The following is a 17,948-nucleotide window of genomic DNA, read 5'->3' on the forward strand; positions in this document are numbered from 1 at the left end:
ACAGCCGCCTGTGTCCTTGATCATGAAGTCGCCTCTGCGGCCGATTTTAGTGAGGGCGGTGCCAGTGAGCTTTGTTGGTGGCCGGCGTGCCGAGATGATGCGAGGTACACAGGCTCTTTGGAAATCGCGCGCGCACTCCCTTAACCAGACGCGCGCTCACGCCGAGGCGGCACTTTCGCGCAAACGCTCCAGAACCTCCTCGCGGACCGTCTCGGTGTGAGCGCCAAGAGCCGGAACTGGGCGAAGCGAGGGGTGCTCGGAGTTGAAGATCGCCGCCGGCGCTATCGTCTCGACGGTTCCTTCGGGAGTGCCAACCTGCACCCTGCGAATGTGTGGATGTTTTGAAACATCCGCCACTTCGTTCAGTCGGCCATATGCCAAGCCCGCCACCTCAAGCTCGTGCATTGCTTCGTGGCAGGACAGTTCAGAAAAACGCAGTTCGATGATCTCATCAAGTTGCGCCCGGTGACCGAGACGCTCCATGTTGTCGGCAAAACTAGGTGCGCGTGTAAGCCCCGGCTGCTTCAGGAACTTCTCGCAAAAATTCACCCATTCACGGTCATTCTGTACCGAAAAGATGACCTCTTTGCCGTCGGCGCAACGATAGGCGCCGTACGGCGCCAGCGACGGGTGTTTCACGCCGGCGCGTACCGTGTGATACCCGCTGTAGTCGTTTTGCAGAACAGGCACGTTCATCCAGTCGGCAACGGCATCGAACAGTGACACCTGGATGCTTGTCCCCTCTCCGGTGACCTCGCGGTGATACAGCGCCTGAAGAATAGCGCTGTGCGCTGTCATGCCCGCCGAGATGTCGCAAACCGAGACCCCTACACGCGAGGGCCCTTGTTGGTTGCCGGTGATCGCGCATAGACCGGTTTCGGCCTGGACGATGAGATCATAAGCCTTCAAATGGGAATACGGCCCGGTCTCCCCGAAGCCAGAGATGTCGCAGGTGATCAGCCGCGGATATCGTCGACGGAGATCAGCAGACGCGAAACCCAGTTTTTCGATACTGCCCGGCTTCAGATTCTGGATGAAGACGTCAGCACTGGCCATGAGCGATCCTAGCACGGCCCGGTCAGCCTCCGAACTCAGGTCCAGACACACCGATTCCTTACCCCGGTTCAGCCAGACGAAATAAGCGCTCTGTCCCCGCACCAGTTTGTCGTAGTGTCGCGCAAAGTCCCCTTCGGGCCTTTCGATCTTGATCACCCGGGCGCCGGCGTCAGCAAGACGAGAGGATGCGTAAGGCGCGGCAACGGCCAGCTCCACGGCTACCACGATGATCCCCTCAAGAGAGTTCTGCATGCGACACCGTGCTTTTCATCCAACATTTTCGGTTTGAGCTCGACGACGGTTCAGCACCGCGAGCAATCGGTTCTGTTCGTTCCCGACGATGGAAAATGCCTCGTCGACACCCATTCCGGGTTTTGCAAGCATCATGTCGGCCTGGGTTGCCACCGATACATGGACAGAAGCTTGGGCGGAGAGATCTGTCTCGGTACAGCTTCCCCCGACATAAGCTCCGACGTTGTTTTCCTTGCAGAGGAGAACGGCCCGCGCTGTGTCGGCAATTGAGCCGACATCGGGCGTCTTGATTTGAACGAGATGCGCGGCCTTGGCTTCGGCAAAGAGCCGAATATCCTCAAGCGTATTGCATCTCTCATCCACTACAATGCGCGCGTTGGAACCCCGGTCGTCCAAAATCGATACGATCTTGGCGTAGTTCTCAATTTGAGCTTGCGTCGAACCAAAATCCGCCGGGGATTCGATGTTGAGCGTGAAATCCGGAACGGTTTCTGCAACCTTGCAGATAAAGTCGGCGATGCGTTGCGGCTCCCGGCCGATTTCCTGGCCGATCCAGCCATACACATCGAAATGAAGCACTGGATGATACCCCGGGCGGCCGATTTGGCGCGTACGCGCTGCAACCCACTTCACGAACTCCATGAACGTTTGACCGTCGACGCCGAATTTCTGCCGTGAGTTGATCAGACCATGGGGAAGCACATCCACCGCTTTCAGGATCATCTTGTCGACGTTGATTTCCCGAGCATCACCGCTCTGGCAGTAGATCGGGACCCTACGCGTTGGCAGCGGTAGGTTAAATTCACTGCATACGATTTCCGCCATCGTCGTACGGTGAAGATGGGCCGCTGCGCGTAGGAGCGCCTGGCTGACCCCATACTCAATCGCGAGAGCTAACCGCTTGTGTTCGAAAGGCTCGAAAACCTTCGCGCAGGCATCAAGGTAACGAGACGCATCGATATCGAGAAGCCGGGGCACCACAACCCGCGACGTCAAATCCGAGATTTGATTCGTGTCGAACAGAGGATCGCGTCCGCCAGCACCGGAGTACTGGACGTTCATCATGTCGCCCCAAACAACGGTGTCGTCGGTAAGGACGAACCCCACGCTGAGCGACGATGCTGGAATGCGAATCGACTCGAATCCGGGCGTTATCGTTTCGCCAAGATAGATGAACCCATCCTGGATGGCGCCGGACCTAATGGCTTCCTGATCGTCATAGAAAAATGCGCCGTTGCCAGGCGCGAGCAGGACATCTTTTATCTGCACTTCACTTCGCTCGATTTTTGCGGGCTGCGTTGATGGCGGTTGCAGTTCGTTCGCTGCCTGCCAAGTATGGGCCACTTGATGTTGAGTTCACCAATACAATGTTTCGGACGGTGCCATCGCGTTTCCAGATGGCCGAGATATGGCGTTCAGATTTTTTGCGATCAGCCAATAATACCGTGCGGTCGTGAAGCGAATATTATGCGATGCTTTGCGCTCGCCGCAGCCGGCAATTTTCCGACTTCTGCATCTTTATTCGTCGCCGCCAGCTACTGCGAACCGAAAGGACAAGCCGCCGTTCTTCGAAGAGGCCCTCTACACAGGCCGCGCCCGCATCGAGCAGGCCGTCGACAAGCTAAAGCGATTCAAGCGCGTCACCCTACCCTGCGAGAAGACGAAGCGAAACTCGCATCAATCGTCGCTCTGGTCGCCGGCTTCATCTCGCTCAAATCCTTCCACACCGCCTAGGACAGCCCCTTTCCTGTTGATCCCGCGTAATAGCAGTCGAGCACGTGCTCCTCAGCGATTTCGCGGTCGCCCGAGCAGCGCTATATATTCGTCGATTTTGACATAGCCTCCGGATCGAATGCCACAGACGACGGATGTGCCAGGCGCAAGGATATGAGTCGAACCGGCCGACAGCGAGTCCATCGGATGCAAAATACCGATGAGATCTCCCTGCTTCACTACATCCAACATCGAGCAGCGAGGTTCGAAGATGCCACGCGCAGGTGATTTCAGCTCGTCGGACGGGCGCCGCGTTTCGAGTGTCAGGCTGGACTTCTGTTGACGAAACGTTGGAGACTCGGCTTTTCCCTCGACCAGTCCGAGCGCGATGAGTGCGTTGCGCATTCCAGCTTCATATATCGCAAGAGCTTCGGAGCTGACATTGCCGCCGCCGAGTTCAGGACAAACGAATACCTTGCCCTGGTTTTGGGCTAAAGTATCGAACATTCCAGCCGTTTCTGCATGTTCCCAGACCAACGTCATGGGTAATTTGAACGCTTCTGCCATTTTGATCGTCTTGGCCATGAGCTCGGGATCAGCAACGGGATGCGTCGTGGTCGCCGGTGGAAATTCCCACCCTGGTCCGTAGCTATGAAGATCAAATACCGTGTCCGCCATCGGCAATAATATACGCGAAACCGCATCCGCGATGCGTTCAGTTAGCGACCCGTCGGCGCGGCCCGGAAACACTCGATTAAGATTCAACCCGTCGATCGGCGTATTGCGGCTACATGCCTCTACGGCTGGTGGATTGAGCACCGGGACGATGATGACCCTTCCACAGGTTTGCCCTTCGGGCAGCCACTCGACAAGCCGTCGCGCAACAATCGGCCCCTCCAATTCATCGCCATGACATCCTCCTGTGATCAGAAGCCGCGGTCCCTCGCCTTTGTTGAGGCCGAAGACCGGGAGAAAAAGAGCTTCGCAATCGGCGCCTTTTGGGACAACAAGATGCCCCCTGCTCACGCCGGGTCTGTCCAGATCGAATGTGAGGTGTGGTATTCCGTTCATGGTACAATCTACTGCGAGTATTCAGGCGCCCTTGGCGCCGGGTTACGATAGCTGTTGCGGTTTTGCGTTCTTCAGCTCTGGAAGTATGCGCCACGCGATGTTCAATTCGCCAATATAATGTCCCGGACGGTGCCATCGCGTTTTTAGATGGCCGGCCGGCTTGGTGTGAACCTATCGCTGCTCGATAACGATGTTCACAAGGAAAGACGGCATCTGCCGCCGGCTTGGCGCCCTTGCCGGCAACCAGCACATGCACGTCCGAATCGATCTGCAGCGCTGCCGAGAGCGCCTCGGCGGTCTGGTCGAAGGGTTCCGTTGTCGTATTCCGCAGTCAGGAGAATAGCCATGTTCTTGTCTCCGTTTCCGATCGCTTACAACACGCCGGCTTCGCTCTTGAGCTTGTCGACCCGCACCCAGGCTCAGGGGCGTGACAAAGGTGCTGCTGGCTGCTGCTGGAGGAAGTTGCAGGCGACAAGCGAAACGGCTCGCCGCGAGCCCCTCGAGCCTTAGCAGCCGCAGGGAGAAGCTACCCCGAGCAGGCTGCAGCACATCGATATCGAACCCAGGCCCTGAGCAGTACCCCAACCCACAACACCACGGTAACTCCCTCGTATCGGCGAGCACGTCCCCGTTCGGGCATCTACGCGCGCGGCCCTGATCATTGCTCCTACGTACTGTTTACCCTGTCGGCATAGATGTTGCGTTCAGCCGGGCGTAGGTGCTCAAACAATTTCTCCCCGGACCGACAATCGGAATGGAGAACAGATACATCTAGAATGCCGCAGCCAAGCCGAATGATCACGGCGAAGTTGGAGTCAATCTGATCACTCCAACATCGTTCTCGATTGCGATCTCGGTCCCAAATGGCTTCGAGAGTGTCTGTAGACGCTCAAGAATGGCCTTCGCCTGCGGCCCACTGACGAGCCGCGGGATGCCCCGATTGGCAAACCTCATCGAGTAACCGAGCTCGATCGGATAAAGCCGCAATTCAGCGAGCTGGTTTTGCTCAAACCGACTGACGGTGACAACACTCTCATAGAAGACCGGGGCGGATAGCGCGCCTACAAATCCTTCTGCCGTCGGATATCCCTTTGCCTCCTCATCGACCGTCACCTCGGCATCTGTGTCGACCCGCGGGTCCTTCCCGTAGGCCTCGAACATGTCAGCCCCCGCGGGCGTCCGGAGGTCGTCGTAGAAGAAATTTCCCAGGCTATAAAAGATCGGCCGGCCCTTGTAGATTTCGACACCTCGCAGCAGATGCGGTCCGTGCCCGATGTATGCGTCTGCGCCGGCATCGATCATCTTACGCGCAAAGGATTGCTCGTAGTCCGGCGGCTCCAGGCTCACTTCGTGGCTCCAATTAGGCTCGTGACCGTGGTTCGTGACGATGCAGAAGTCGGAGAACTGCTTACCCCGGCGAACGTTTCGTAGAATGTCGGCGACATCGCGCGGGTCTGCTTCGTAGCTGGAGCCGGGCTTGTCGCCTGCTTTATATGTGCCCCCACGGAGCACGACCCGGCTTGGATCCTTCCCGCCGGCTTTGAAGCCGGGCAACGCATCGCGCACTTGCCTCAAGTTTTCGAGCATCTCCGGCGAGACCACGATGCTTTCTGCCAAACGAAGGGAGTTGAGTCCGGGTCTGCCTGGCGCCTCGCCGGCGGGATCGCACGCTCGAGACATAGGCTTAAACGATGTAGCAAATGACACCAATGCCGCGCGACCCCGTATGGTTTCGAGGAAGCGAGCGGCCCCGGCTTGCGCAAGATTCTCCCCAACACCTGCGTGGATGATACCGCTCTCATTTAGTATCCGGCTCGTCTCGCGCATACCTTCAAGGCCCCAGTCAAGCGCATGGTTGTTTGCGCGACTCATTAGATTGAACCCCATCGCCTTCAGATCAGGGCCGAGCTCTGGCAAGCTAATATGATACGCACCGCCGTACTCAGCTTGCGGGCTTCCCTTGAACGATCGGATATCGAAGATGAGAGTCTCCATGTTGCCGAAGGTTGCGTCGGCATCTTGAAGGATTTTGACGATGTCATCAAAGCCCGGATGCTGGTATTTTGTTAATGGTCGCGCAAGGATGACGTCACCCACTGCGACCATCGTGAAGCCGTCCGCCACGTTTGTTTGTACTGAACCGACCGTGTCGTAGTTGTCATCCTGCTGGACCACGCGAGAACCGTTCTCGTGTAAATGCCTTTCCATACAGCTTCTCCTTAGCTTCGTATGCTTGCCGTAGTTGGCAACGATGTTGGATGGCAGAGGGACCGGGGGGCTATGCCACAGGACCGGCCGATGAATTGGCCACCGCAGCCGACTGGGTGGGGATGCCCGTGGCCGGGGCCCGCACATGACAGGCCAAGACGCGCCCGTCTGCCAGCGGCACCAAAGGTGGCACGTCGATGCGGCAACGCTCGACCGCGAGTGGACAGCGCGGATGAAAGGCGCATCCGCTCGGCGGGTTGATCGGGCTCGGCACCTCGCCCTCGACGGGTGCTTCTAGCCGAACCCGTGTCGGATCGGGCACCGGAGCTGCCGCGATCAGCGCCTCGGTGTAGGGGTGGACCGGCTTGGCGAACAGCGCCTCGCTCGGGGCGAGCTCCACGATCCGCCCCAGGTACATGACGGCCACGCGATGCGCGATATGCTCCACGACGCCGAGGTCATGCGAGATGAAGACGAAGGCGATGCCCATCTGCTGCTGTAGATCCAGAAGCAGATTCAAGATCTGTGCCTGTACGGAGACGTCAAGGGCTGACACCGCTTCGTCGGCGATGATGAGCGAGGGCTGGAGGGCCAGCGCCCGAGCGATGCCGAGCCGCTGCCGCTGGCCGCCCGACAACTCGGACGGGAGCCGGTGCATCATCTCGGGCGACATTCCGACCTTCTGGAGAAGGTCCGCGGCAAGTGCCTGGCGCTGCTTGCGGCTGAGGCGCTCGAAATTCTCGACGGGTTCGGTGATGATCCGTCCAGCGGTGAGGCGCGGGTTCAGCGACGAGTAAGGGTCCTGAAACACCATCTGCATCCGACGGCGCCAGGCGTGAAGCGCGTCCTTCTTGAGGCCCGCAAGATCGGTCCCGTCGATCAGTACGCACCCACCCGTCGGTTCCACGAGCCGCATCAAGAGCCGCGCTACGGTTGACTTGCCGCAGCCGGATTCGCCGACGATGCAGAGTGTCTCGCCGGCCTCGACGGAAAAGGACACATCCTCCACGGCCCGGATCACCGGAATGCTTTTCTTGAAGATTCCCGAGCCAAGCGGATAGTGCTTGGTCAGGTTCTCGACTTTCAGCAGAGGACCACTCATGCGCCCATCACCTCTTCGGCGCGCCAGCAAGCCGCGGCGTGGCTCAACCCGACATCACGCAGGGCGGGTGTCTTCTCGCGGCAAATGTCTATAGCGAACGGGCAGCGAGGCGCAAAACTGCAGCCCACGATAGGCTCGCGAAGACTTGGGACAATGCCGGGAATTTCTGGAAGGCGGCGCTGTCGGCCGCGCCGCGGATCAGGCACCGATCGCATGAGGCCCTGAGTGTAGGGATGCGCGGGACGCGCGAACAAATCCATGACGTTTGCTTGTTCTACGATCCGGCCAGCATACATCACGATCACGCGTTGACATGTCTCGGCTACGACGCCCAGATCATGCGTGATGAACATCACGGCCGTTCCCGTGCGCTCTTTCAGATCGACGATGAGCCGCAGGATCTGCGCCTGGATAGTTACGTCGAGCGCCGTCGTCGGCTCGTCGGCAATCAACAGTTCCGGTGAGCAGGCCAGAGCCATGGCGATCATGGCGCGCTGGCGCATTCCGCCCGACATTTCATGCGGATAGTTGCTGACGCGACGCTCGGGATCCGCGATGCGGACGAGACGGAGCATCTCTTCGGCCTTATTCATGGCTACGGACCGCGAGACCTTGGCGTGGATCTGCACCGCCTCCGCGATCTGGTGGCCGACCGTATAGACGGGGTTGAGGCTCGTCATCGGCTCCTGGAAGATCATGGCGATCTGGTCGCCTCGGATATGTCGCATCTCGCGATCGGACAGCTCAAGCAGGTCGCGTCCGTGAAAGCGGACCTCGCCGCCGACTGTCCTGGCGGTCAGCCTTGGCAGCAGGCGAAGAATGGAAAGGGCGGTGACGCTCTTGCCGCATCCGGATTCGCCGACGACCCCAAGCGTCTCGCCTTTCTTGACCTGAAAGCTGATGCCGCCCAGCGCGCGGGTGACGCTTTCCTCGCCGTAAAAATGTGTTTCCAGGTTTCGGACGTCGAGAAGCACGTCGTTTCCTGCGGTTTGATGCATCTGCATGTTAGCGCCTCCGCTTCGCGCGGGGATCGAACAAGTCGCGCAGGCCGTCCCCAAGCAGGTTGACGGTAAAGACGGTGACGGCAAGGCAGATACCGGGGGCGAAGATCGTCAATGGGGCGATGGCGAGATACAGGCGCGAACTGGTGATCATGTTGCCCCAGCTGGGGATCTCGGGCGGCACGCCCACGCCGAGGAAGCTTAGCCCGGCCTCCGTCAGGATCGCACTGGCGCAGACAGTAGCGCTCTGGACCATCAGTGCCGGAATGGTGCTCGGGAGGATATGTCGCCACAGCACCTTGGGCAGGCGCGCACCGCCGCAGAGCGCGGCCTCCACGTAGGGACGCTCGCGAACACCCAGAACCACCGAACGAACCAGCCGCGCCACGGCTGGCGTCTCAGGGATTGCGATGGCAACGATGAGGATGCCGATGCCGGGACCGGTCAAAGAAATGAGCGCAATTGCCAGCAGAATCGTCGGGATCGACATGAGGCCGTCCATGACCCGCATGACCACGTTGTCGAAGCTGCGGCTGTAGCCGGCGATGACACCGATCAGAAGCCCGATGAGAGCCGCGCACGCCGCCGACAGCAATCCGACCGTGAGGGAGATTCGGGCGCCGAAGATCGTTCGCGCAAAGACGTCCCGGCCCAGATTGTCGCTTCCGAACCACATCTCGGCGGACGGCGGCTGGAGGCGCTTGAACGGATCGATGTTCCCTGGATCGCCGGCGTAAAGCGGGGCGGCAATCGCCAGAACGATCAGGAGCACCAGGAGGCCGCCGCCTATCAGGACCAGCGGGTGTCGCCTTGCCAGACGGGGAAGGTCAGATATTCGCAGGCGGCCCGTAGGCACGTATTCAACTGGTGCGGAGAGGAGCGTCATGTCAGTACCGGATCCGGGGATCGATCAGCGTATAGGCAAGATCGACCGTAAGATTGATGAGGACGTACAAACCCGAAGCCAGGATGAGCACGCTCTGGATGACGGGATAGTCGCGGCTGTTGATCGCATCCACGACCAGACGGCCGATCCCAGGTATGTTGAATACCGTTTCCGTGAGGACGACTCCGCCGATCAGATAGGCGAAGCTTATGCCAATGACGGTCAGGATCGGGACGCCGGCATTCTTCAAGGCATGGTGGAAAAGCATGGCATAAGACGAAGCGCCCTTGGCGGCGGCCGTTCGCATATAGTCTTCCGACAGGACCTCGAGCATGCTCGCCCGCGTAACCCGTGCGATGAATGCGATGTAGCCAAGACTTAACGCCACTGTGGGAAGGAGCAGATGCACGAACCATGGCCCCGGGCCACCCTCGATGGGCGCATATCCCTGAACCGGTAGCCAGTGTGTCCTGATAGCGAAGAAGTATATGAGGAAATAGCCGATAACAAAGACGGGGACTGAATAACCAACTGCTGAAAAGGCCGCGAGGAGGCGGTCGACGAGCCCGCCGGTTCGCCACGCGGCAAGGATGCCGAAAGAGACCCCGACCGTCACCGAAAGGATCATTGTCAGGATCGACAGCGAAAGGGTCGGTTCAAGCCGCTGCGAGATGAGCTCGAGAACCGGTCGTCCGGCAAAGATCGAGGTGCCGAAATCGCCGCCGAGCATGTCGCGCACCCAACGCATGAACTGGACTGGCATCGGGTCGTTCAGGCCCAGCTGTTCTCGGATACTGGCGATCAGCTGCGGAGCGGCATTTCTGCCGGCGATCATGGCCGCCGGGTCTCCGGGAGCCAGCCTGAGGAGGAGGAATATGAAGATCCCGACCATCGCCATGACGGCGATGGTCGAAACGAATCTGCGTAGGATGTAGGCAGCCACTAGGCCGGAACCCTCTGCATGTTCCACATTGCTGTGAGCGTCGGCATTTCGATGAGACCAGTGAGCGTCTTGCGGCGCGCGATTGGCGAGAGAACTGAACCCAGTAGAACGGTGCCCGCAATGTCCCACTGTATACGTTGCATCTCGCGCGCAAGTGCCTGGCGCTCTTCGAGTGTTTCGACAACTGCCCATCTGGCCCGAAGAGCCTCATATTCATCACTCTTCGGCCAGCCCCACCAACCCTGCTCGCCATTCGCGCTTAGAGTGGGATTGCTGAGCGGAGTGCCGCGCTCATAATCGGCCTCGCCCGCGATGAAAATGCTCCAGCCGCCATCCTCAACGGAGACCTTGTTCTTTCGGCGGTCGTTATTTAAGGCCCGATCGCCCGGCGCAAGCTCGGCATTGACCCCAATCTTGCGCAGAGTGACCGCCAAGAACTGCGCCAAATTGCCGGCCTCCACCCAGTCCGTGCGCTGCAGGATGACGACTTTCTCGCCCGCATATCCTGCCTCCTTGAGGAGCTGCTTGGCTTTTTCTGGATCGCCGCCCTTCTTGAACCAGCCCGTATTCTCGTCGTTGGTATAGGCCGTTTGGTTTCCGAAAAACGAAGTGATTGTGCGGGTGTATTCTGGGAGATACGAGGTACGCATGAATGCATCCTGATCGATCAGGTGAAGCATTGCTTGGCGCGCCTTGACGTTGTCGAACGGCTTCTGCAGACAGTTCATGCGCATGAAATATACATCGCCCGCCTTGTTCAGAACCTGTAGTGCAAGGTTGGTATCGCTCTCAATCGCTGAGTAAAGATCGGCGGGTGGCAATAAGACGAAATCGACCTCGCCCGACTGCAAGGCCGCAAAGGCAGTCTGCTGATCGGTGATATTTTCCCAAATAACGCGATCGACGTTCACGACCTTCCCGCCTGCGAACCCGTCTGTTGGTTCGTGGCGGGGTACATACTTTTCATTGCGGTCGTAGGTGACGCTCACGCCCGGCTTGGTAAGAGTCTGGTTAAATTTGAACGGCCCAGATCCGATGTTCGCGGTCACCTGCTCCGTGGCAGCCAGACTCGCGTCCTTTTCGCGCATGATGTACAGCACCGGCGTGCCCACTCCCGCTAGGAGTTCGAGAAGAAGCCCCATCGGCTCCTTCAGCGAGATGATGAAGGTTTTGTCGTCCTGCGCCGAGATATCACTGGCCCGCTCCCCGATCAGCTGGCCCCCTGAAGGTACCTGGCCCCACCGACGGATCGAGGCGACACAGTCCGCCGCGGTGACGGGCGTGCCGTCATGCCAGGCAAGACCATCCCGCAGTTCGAACGTATACGTCTTCTTGTCGTCGGAAACGCCCCACTTCCCCACCATTTGCGGCTGTGGCATCATCTTGGAATCAAGCGCAAACAGCGTGTCGTAAATCGCCAGGCCATGATTGGCGGTTATGGCAGACGTCGTACCGACTGGATCGAAGTAATCGAGGTTTTCCATCACCATCCGGACCGTCCGCGCAGCGGTTGGCGCTGCCTGTGCCCGCAGGACTGATGGGATCGATATAGCCGCTCCGGCGGCCAAACCCGCCTTGATCATTTCACGCCGAGAGATTGCCATGGTTCATTTCCCCTTTTTGCCAGTCGCGCCGTTGATCACGCTTATACCGAGAGAAGCATTCATTGGATCTATGCTCCGTCGCGGCGCGACCTACGTCAAATTCAGTTTGCGTATCGTTGCCATCTGGTTTTGAGATAACTCAGAGCGGTCTGGATTGGCGTCTGGCTGGCACGCCAGCCTGTGCCGACGATGAGCGGTTCCCAATCGAGCGGCTGTGCGCGAGCTTGATCGGCTCGCCGAGAACCTGGCTACCCTCGATCGGGCAATTGCCGAGACCACGCTGGACGATCCCGTGATCAGGCGACTGCTCGCGATCACCGGCGTCAATCTGACGGTGGCGGCCGGGTTGATGGCTGCGATCAGCGACATCGCTCGCTTCAAAAGCCCCAGAAGCGGGTCAGTTACTCTTAGGGCTCAATCCGCGTGTGCGCCAATCTGGTCTCGGCGCCGCCCATCACGGCCGGATCAGCAAGGTCGGACGCCACGCTCGCGCGATGCTGGTGGGGGCCGCCAGGGCGGCCGCCAAGACCCCGGGTCCGCTGAATGCCTTCTTAGTCCGTATCCGGGCCAGGCGAGGCCATCAGGCGGCCGTCGTCGCCGTAGCGCGCAAGCTGGGCACGGCCCAGTCTTGTCGACCACAAGATGCGCGGCATGGAGTTGCAGGCCGGCGCAGAAGAAAGGGAACAGTCGCGGCCCCGCCTACGCCTACAATGTAAAGGGAACTCCGGAACCAGGAGATGCGCGTCGCCGAACAGACCCAGAAGGGCTACGAACACTTTGTCGAGGTCTGGCGCCCGCGACCGCCAAAAGAAAAGTCGCGCGGGCGCCTCATGCTTGCCACGAGGTCGCCCTCGCCGTTGACGAATACCACGACCGGAAAGAAAGCGCTTGTCGATCTCATCCCTCGAGTGGAGCTTGGCGCGATGTTCCTTCGGGAAGGTCATGTAGGCCAACACGTCGGGCTCGGCGTCGTCCATGATTGTCGCCAGCTTCGGCACCTTCGGCCGGATCTGGTCGGCGACGGCGCGCCATTGTATGGACGCGGCCTCGGGCGTCTCCTGGGCGAAAGCGGTGGCAATGAAGGCTGAGACGACCCTGCGGCCGCTCTTGCCGGCATGGGCAAGCACATTCCTCATGAAGTGGACCTGGGGGCCGTTGAGAAAGTTGATTCCCGCACGTGGTGGGAACCAAAGAGGCTCAGGGTGACATGACTGCCGGGTGCCGTCCAGGCTTCCTCGATCGGCACCATCGGCCGCGTCAGCAGCACCAGCCCCAGCCAACGGCTGCCTTGAGGCCTTCGTGGCATCGGAGACGACGAGCTTGACGCCGCGCAGGCCGCGACGAGTCAGCTTGTGCAGGAACTCCTTCCAGATCAGCTCGGCCTCAGACGTGCCGACCTACATGCCCAGCACCTCGCGCCGGCCGCCCGCATTGACGCCGACGGCGATGATGACGGCGACCGAGACGATCCGCACACCGCGGCGGACCTTCAGGTAAGTGGGTGGAGTAGGCGATGCGCGCCTTGCCGCCTTTCGACGGCAGGTTTCACATCGCCTCTCGCCGAACCGTACGTGCGTCTTTCGTTACGCATCCGGCTCTCCAGAAGACATGGCAAAGTCAGGCGTTCCCATCCACGCTAGGCGGTACCGGCCAACGGGTGTCCAGCCAAGTAGGTGTTGCTCAACAGGGCCGTCACGCCAGAGCCGTCTTGTGGGGCGGCGACTGCTGGGCTGTTTGGAGCCCCACAGTTCACGCACCCCTGCTTTAGGGCTCTTCTTACGCAGCCAGCAGTACAGATGCAGACCAATATACCAGTCAAGGTTGACGAATACACGGCCTGCACCCACACAGTAGCGATAGTAGTTCGCCCATCCGCGCAGGATGGGATTGATCTCCCGAAGCTTATCGCCAAGGCTGACGGACACACTATTACGTTTCGTCAGTTGCTTGACTTTTCGACGTAGGTTGGCGGATTTCGACGCGTGGGCCGTAGCCATAGCGCTTGTCCCAATGCATGCCGAAGCGGAATCCGAGGAGCTCGAACCCTTCCGTCATGGCCGTCACCTTCGTCTTCTCCGGCGACAACTCGAGGCCCATGGTCCGGTGCAGGTATTCCGCTAACGCCGATTTCTCTGCGATAGCATCCTCCTGCGTTCCCGAGACCAGGACCACGAAGTCATCGGCATAGCGCACGGGTAAGAACACACACCGACCGGCGATCCGATCGGTGTCCCGTGCACTTTGCACCTTCCCCCCATTGCTCTTGCGACGAGCCTGGGTCTTGGTGCGGTGGTAGGTCCACCGTTCATATCTCTCCTCGCGATGTTGGCGAGAATCGGCGAGATGATCCCGCCCTGAGGGGTTCCGGCTGGACTGCTGCCGGTTTCGTGGACACCGAGAGAAGGTGTTTGACGGAACTGGAGAGTAGGAATGCGAAGAAGGAAGTTCAGCCGCGAGTTCAAGCTTGAGGCAGTGAGGCTGGTGAAGGAACGGGGCGTAGCAATGGCGCAGGCAGCCCGTGATCTGGATCTCCATGAGAACGTGCTGCGCAAATGGGTCCGTGAGACGAGCAACGATCCGCAGCACGCCTTTCCCGTGCCATGGTCAGATGAAGCCGGAGCAGTTGGAGATCGACCGGCTACGCAAGCAATTCGCTAAGCTGAAGGCGGAGCGTGACATCCTAAAAAGGCCGCAGCCTTCTTCGCGAGGGAAGCGATATGAGGTTCGCTTTCATCGCGAAGCACCGGGGCATCTGCCCGGTTGGCATAGCTGTGCTACGCGCTGGATGTCTCCCGCTCAGGCTTCCACGCCTGGCTCAACCGCAGCCCCAGCGCTCGCTCCCGGCATGAGGAGATTCTCGTTTCCCGGATCGACCGAAGCTTCACGAGCAGCGACCGCACCTACGGCGCGCGTCGGGTCCGGCACGACGTTCTGGCAGAGGGGCTTTCCTGCGGACTGCTTCGCATCGAACGCCTCATGCGGGAGAACGGCCTCCGGGCACGTCGACGCCGGCGCGGACTGCCGACGGATAGCGGCGGGCGAGCCGCCGTGTCGGACAACCTCCTCGATCGTGCCTTCGAGGCGTCGGCTCCGAGCCAGAATTGGGTGGCCGACTTCACCTATAGTGCGCCTCGCCCCAATCGGGGAGGCATATGACTGGAATGCAAAGAGAAAGGAGGGTGTGAAGACTTGCCTGTCCCCTGCTGCAAGGGGGCATGAGCCCAAGCGGCGGTGACCTGCCGTCAACTGGCAGGGTGACGTAGCCCGCAGGTAAAGGGGATTGAGGCGAAGTCGTTACGCCAAGATGGTTCCCGAGGCTGAAGTATTGGAAGGTTGAGGAACACGAACCGGTTAACCCGCATCTGAGGGCTGAAAGGTCGCCTTCGCCTACACGGCTTAACAGGCGAAATGCCGATGATGTCGCCAGACACGTAAGACGGCGTGCATCTGCACGCGAGCACAGATGTAAGGATGCTCGCGGTGGGTCATGGGGAGAATGCAGCCAGACCATGACATCGGCATCGACTTGCGGAAAGCAAGGGAAAAGACTGCGACCGGCAGCCTCACCAATACGCTGACGTCCAGCATATGAACGAGGGAAGGCATGATGGAATGACAACGAAGTATTGCGTCGTAAGGGAGTTGACCCTGATGTCCATCATGTTGGCGGAGTTCTCGTAGTAGTCCGCGGCAGGGAAAGCCTGCCACATGGCGAGGGGGAACAGTTCAAACTGCTTGAAGTGCAAACTATCTGACCAAGCGAGGTGAAGACCTTTGATAATCAGCGAAATGCAGCACAAGCTTGCAACATGGGCCGAGAGCGATCCAAATCGAAGGTTTGATCGTCTTCTTCGGTTGATTGCCAATCGGGAATGGCTTGCCGAGGCAGCTCGGATGGTCCTTGCGTCGAGTGGCGCACGAACGCCGGGCATCGACGGAATGGATAAGCAAAGACTGCAGGTCAAACTGGATCAGCATCTGGACGACCTGCGGACAAGCCTGCTGGAGGACAGCTATCGCCCCCAGCCGGTCAAGCGCATCTATATCCCGAAATCGAACGGCAAGCTGCGACCACTGGGTATTCCGACCCTGACGGATCGCATTGTTCAACGCGCCATGCTGATGGCCATGGAGCCGATCTGGGAGAGCGATTTCCATCGCCTGTCCTATGGCTTCCGGCCGGAACGCAGGGTGCATCATGCCGTCCGCACCGTGAGGATACAGCTTCAGGATGGGGCCGATACGACGAGGGGCCGCTGGATCATCGAAGGTGATCTGGCAAGCTACTTCGACAAGGTCCACCACCGGCTGCTTCTCAAATGTGTGCGGCGACGGGTGCAGGAAGAGCGTTTCGTCGATCTTCTCTGGCGGTTCCTGAAGGCGGGGCACATTGATCGTGGCCTGTTTACGGCCTCCAGCGAGGGTGTTCCGCAAGGTGGCGTTCTGTCACCGCTCCTGTCCAACATCATGCTCCATGAGTTTGATGCCTGGTTGGAGGCGAAATATCTGAGCGACAAGGCCCGCAAGGATCGCTGGGCATGGAACTTCGGCATTAAGCAGGGCCGCCCCATCACGGTTCGCGAGAACCGGCAATGGAAACCGGCCGTTGCCTATTGCCGATACGCTGACGACTTTGTCGTGATCGTAAAAGGAACCAAGGCTCAGGCAGAGGAAATCCGTGAGGAATGCCGGGCGTTTCTGGAAGGCGAGTTGAAGTTGACGCTGAACATGGACAAGACCCATGTCACACACGTCAATGACGGCTTCGTCTTTCTGGGGCACCGGATCATTCGCAAGCGAGGGGCACAAGGACGGATGTCCATCGTCACGACGATACCCAAGGAAAAGGCCAAGGGGTTTGTTCGCAGACTGACCGAAACCCTTTCCGGCAATCATAGTGTCAGCACGGTCGACATGATCGCCAGACTGAACCGCCAATTGGTGGGATGGGCGGCGTTCTACAAGTTCACCGACTTCACGGCGTACGTCTTCCGGCGCACCGACCATGTCGTGTTCTGGACAATGGCGCATTGGCTGGGACACAAGTACCGATCCCGCATCAAGCCCTTGATGCGGAAATGGTGCCGCGTCCCAGAACCGGGCAAGGCGAAAACCTGGCTCGTGTTTGGTCGCAATGAACGCGGTGACCCCGTCGGAAAAGCGTTGAAACGGCTTGTCTCAAGCCCCAAGACGCAATTCCGGTGGCGCAATCCGGAGACGAATCCGTACATCTTCCGGATTGAAGACCGCAGTACTGTCACATCGCACTACCATGATGTTGCAATGGCCATGGGCCAAGCTTGAACAGAGAGCCGTATGCGCTGAGAAGTGCAAGTACGGTTCGGGGAGAAGAAGCGCATCTGCGCTTCTTACTCCACTCTGGACTGCGGAAGGATGGCTCTACGTTGCCGCCGTCGTCGATCTGTTCTCCCGCCGTGTCATCGGCTGGGCGATGAAGGCCGAGATGACGGGGCAGCTCGTCACCGACGCTCTCATCATGGCGATCTGGAGGAGAGGCAAGCCCGACAGCCTGCTGCATCACTCCGACCAGGGATCCGCCCAATAGCGAGCAGTTCCAGCGACTGATGGCCGACCACGGCATCACCTGTTCATGAGCCGGTCGGGCAACGTCTGGGACAACGCTGCGACTTCTTCTCATCACTCAAGACCGAGCGGACAGCCCGCAAGGTCTACAGGACGAGGGATGACGCCAGGGCGGATGTGTTCAATTACATCGAGCGCTTCTATAACCTTCAGCGAAGGCACTCGACGCTAGGCTATCTGAGCTCCCGTCGAGTTCGAGGAACGAGCTATGCTAGCTTAACCTCGTGTCCGAAAAACCGGCAGCAGGCCATACCTCGTATCCAGAATTCAGACCGCTCTGAGTCTATCTCACAACCAGATGGCAACGATAGGCAAACTGAATTTGACGTAGATCGCCCCTCGACTGATCATGGAAACGAACCCTCCTGTGGTGTTCATTTACGAACACGCGCGGATAAACAATGCGACTGGGACCCGCAAGATGCACAGAGTATGGTGGGATTCGTGGAGATGCGCGCTTAGGTCAATATGCTAGTCCAATTGCCGCAAGACGCCTACCGGCCTCATT

Annotated in this window: 13 protein-coding genes and 4 pseudogenes; 4 read left to right on the plus strand and 13 right to left on the minus strand. The window is 59.4% G+C overall.

The annotated features are described in order from the left end of the window. Positions 1-156: 156 nt before the first annotated feature. The 10 genes and pseudogenes from NKH12_RS08245 to NKH12_RS08290 all read right to left on the minus strand — a co-directional run bounded on the left by NKH12_RS08245 (position 157) and on the right by NKH12_RS08290 (position 11,836). A complete protein-coding gene (locus tag NKH12_RS08245; protein ID WP_352952642.1) occupies positions 157-1,308 on the minus strand; it encodes a CaiB/BaiF CoA transferase family protein in 1,152 nt (383 codons plus the stop codon). Positions 1,309-1,323: 15 nt separating this feature from the next. Next, complete coding sequence (locus NKH12_RS08250; protein WP_352952659.1) at positions 1,324-2,577, minus strand: methylaspartate ammonia-lyase; 1,254 nt, start codon at positions 2,575-2,577, stop codon at positions 1,324-1,326. 516 nt (positions 2,578-3,093) lie between these two features. Next, on the minus strand, positions 3,094-4,092 hold the full coding sequence (locus tag NKH12_RS08255; protein ID WP_352952643.1) for a succinylglutamate desuccinylase/aspartoacylase family protein: 999 nt from the start codon (positions 4,090-4,092) through the stop codon (positions 3,094-3,096). A 208-nt stretch (positions 4,093-4,300) separates the two neighbouring features. Then, positions 4,301-4,439, minus strand: a pseudogene (locus NKH12_RS08260) (electron transfer flavoprotein subunit alpha/FixB family protein); the annotation flags it as partial. Positions 4,440-4,890: 451 nt separating this feature from the next. Further along, positions 4,891-6,300: a CapA family protein gene (locus NKH12_RS08265; RefSeq protein WP_352952644.1), complete on the minus strand. Its 1,410-nt coding sequence runs from the start codon at positions 6,298-6,300 to the stop codon at positions 4,891-4,893. Between the two features lie 70 nt (positions 6,301-6,370). Next, positions 6,371-7,402, minus strand: a complete 1,032-nt coding sequence (locus NKH12_RS08270) for an ABC transporter ATP-binding protein (protein ID WP_352952645.1) — start codon at positions 7,400-7,402, stop codon at positions 6,371-6,373. Further along, positions 7,399-8,406, minus strand: a complete 1,008-nt coding sequence (locus NKH12_RS08275) for an ABC transporter ATP-binding protein (RefSeq protein ID WP_352952660.1) — start codon at positions 8,404-8,406, stop codon at positions 7,399-7,401. Before NKH12_RS08275 ends, NKH12_RS08270 begins: the two co-directional genes overlap by 4 nt. A 1-nt stretch (position 8,407) precedes the next feature. Next, complete coding sequence (locus NKH12_RS08280; RefSeq protein WP_352952646.1) at positions 8,408-9,289, minus strand: ABC transporter permease; 882 nt, start codon at positions 9,287-9,289, stop codon at positions 8,408-8,410. A gap of 1 nt (position 9,290) precedes the next feature. After that, a complete protein-coding gene (locus NKH12_RS08285) occupies positions 9,291-10,232 on the minus strand; it encodes an ABC transporter permease (RefSeq protein WP_352952647.1) in 942 nt (313 codons plus the stop codon). Then, a complete protein-coding gene (locus tag NKH12_RS08290; protein ID WP_352952648.1) occupies positions 10,232-11,836 on the minus strand; it encodes an ABC transporter substrate-binding protein in 1,605 nt (534 codons plus the stop codon). The genes NKH12_RS08285 and NKH12_RS08290 overlap by 1 nt, the downstream gene beginning before the upstream one ends. A gap of 425 nt (positions 11,837-12,261) precedes the next feature. On the opposite strand from NKH12_RS08290, the gene NKH12_RS08295 reads away from it, so the two are divergent. After that, positions 12,262-12,552, plus strand: coding sequence for a hypothetical protein (locus tag NKH12_RS08295; protein WP_352952649.1), 291 nt, complete (start codon positions 12,262-12,264; stop codon positions 12,550-12,552). A 171-nt stretch (positions 12,553-12,723) separates the two neighbouring features. Here the strand turns inward: NKH12_RS08295 and NKH12_RS08300 are convergent. From NKH12_RS08300 to NKH12_RS08310, 3 genes and pseudogenes are all read right to left on the minus strand, one after another. Next, positions 12,724-13,335, minus strand: a pseudogene (locus NKH12_RS08300) (transposase); the annotation flags it as partial. 84 nt (positions 13,336-13,419) lie between these two features. Then, complete coding sequence (locus NKH12_RS08305) at positions 13,420-13,833, minus strand: group II intron maturase-specific domain-containing protein (RefSeq protein ID WP_352952650.1); 414 nt, start codon at positions 13,831-13,833, stop codon at positions 13,420-13,422. Beyond that, positions 13,766-14,371 carry a hypothetical protein gene (locus NKH12_RS08310; RefSeq protein ID WP_352952661.1) on the minus strand — a complete coding sequence of 202 codons (606 nt, stop codon included), beginning with the start codon at positions 14,369-14,371 and terminating at the stop codon, positions 13,766-13,768. Before NKH12_RS08310 ends, NKH12_RS08305 begins: the two co-directional genes overlap by 68 nt. On the opposite strand from NKH12_RS08310, the pseudogene NKH12_RS08315 reads away from it, so the two are divergent. The 3 genes and pseudogenes from NKH12_RS08315 to NKH12_RS08325 form a co-directional block, all read left to right on the plus strand. Beyond that, a pseudogene (locus NKH12_RS08315) lies at positions 14,267-14,959 on the plus strand (IS3 family transposase); the annotation flags it as partial. The gene NKH12_RS08310 and the pseudogene NKH12_RS08315 sit on opposite strands and share 105 nt — an antisense overlap. A gap of 666 nt (positions 14,960-15,625) precedes the next feature. Next, entirely contained in the window at positions 15,626-17,140 is a 1,515-nt protein-coding gene (gene ltrA / locus NKH12_RS08320; protein WP_502910763.1) for a group II intron reverse transcriptase/maturase, read from the plus strand. Positions 17,141-17,207: 67 nt separating this feature from the next. Beyond that, a pseudogene (locus NKH12_RS08325) lies at positions 17,208-17,660 on the plus strand (IS3 family transposase); the annotation flags it as partial. Positions 17,661-17,948: the final 288 nt, after the last annotated feature.

The organism is Mesorhizobium sp. M1322, from assembly GCF_040318085.1.
Taxonomy (GTDB): Bacteria; Pseudomonadota; Alphaproteobacteria; order Rhizobiales; family Rhizobiaceae; genus Mesorhizobium.

Excerpts from the sequence above, each read along its gene's own strand:
- NKH12_RS08310 (WP_352952661.1), bottom strand. The coding sequence starts at position 14,371 with ATGGAGATCCAGATCACGGGCTGCCTGCGCCATTGCTACGCCCCGTTC.
- NKH12_RS08305 (WP_352952650.1), bottom strand. The coding sequence starts at position 13,833 with ATGGCTACGGCCCACGCGTCGAAATCCGCCAACCTACGTCGAAAAGTC.
- ltrA (WP_502910763.1), top strand. The coding sequence starts at position 15,626 with ATGCAGCACAAGCTTGCAACATGGGCCGAGAGCGATCCAAATCGAAGG.
- NKH12_RS08280 (WP_352952646.1), bottom strand. The coding sequence starts at position 9,289 with ATGACGCTCCTCTCCGCACCAGTTGAATACGTGCCTACGGGCCGCCTG.
- NKH12_RS08275 (WP_352952660.1), bottom strand. The coding sequence starts at position 8,406 with ATGCAGATGCATCAAACCGCAGGAAACGACGTGCTTCTCGACGTCCGA.
- NKH12_RS08270 (WP_352952645.1), bottom strand. The coding sequence starts at position 7,402 with ATGAGTGGTCCTCTGCTGAAAGTCGAGAACCTGACCAAGCACTATCCG.
- NKH12_RS08290 (WP_352952648.1), bottom strand. The coding sequence starts at position 11,836 with ATGGCAATCTCTCGGCGTGAAATGATCAAGGCGGGTTTGGCCGCCGGA.
- NKH12_RS08245 (WP_352952642.1), bottom strand. The coding sequence starts at position 1,308 with ATGCAGAACTCTCTTGAGGGGATCATCGTGGTAGCCGTGGAGCTGGCC.
- NKH12_RS08265 (WP_352952644.1), bottom strand. The coding sequence starts at position 6,300 with ATGGAAAGGCATTTACACGAGAACGGTTCTCGCGTGGTCCAGCAGGAT.
- NKH12_RS08255 (WP_352952643.1), bottom strand. The coding sequence starts at position 4,092 with ATGAACGGAATACCACACCTCACATTCGATCTGGACAGACCCGGCGTG.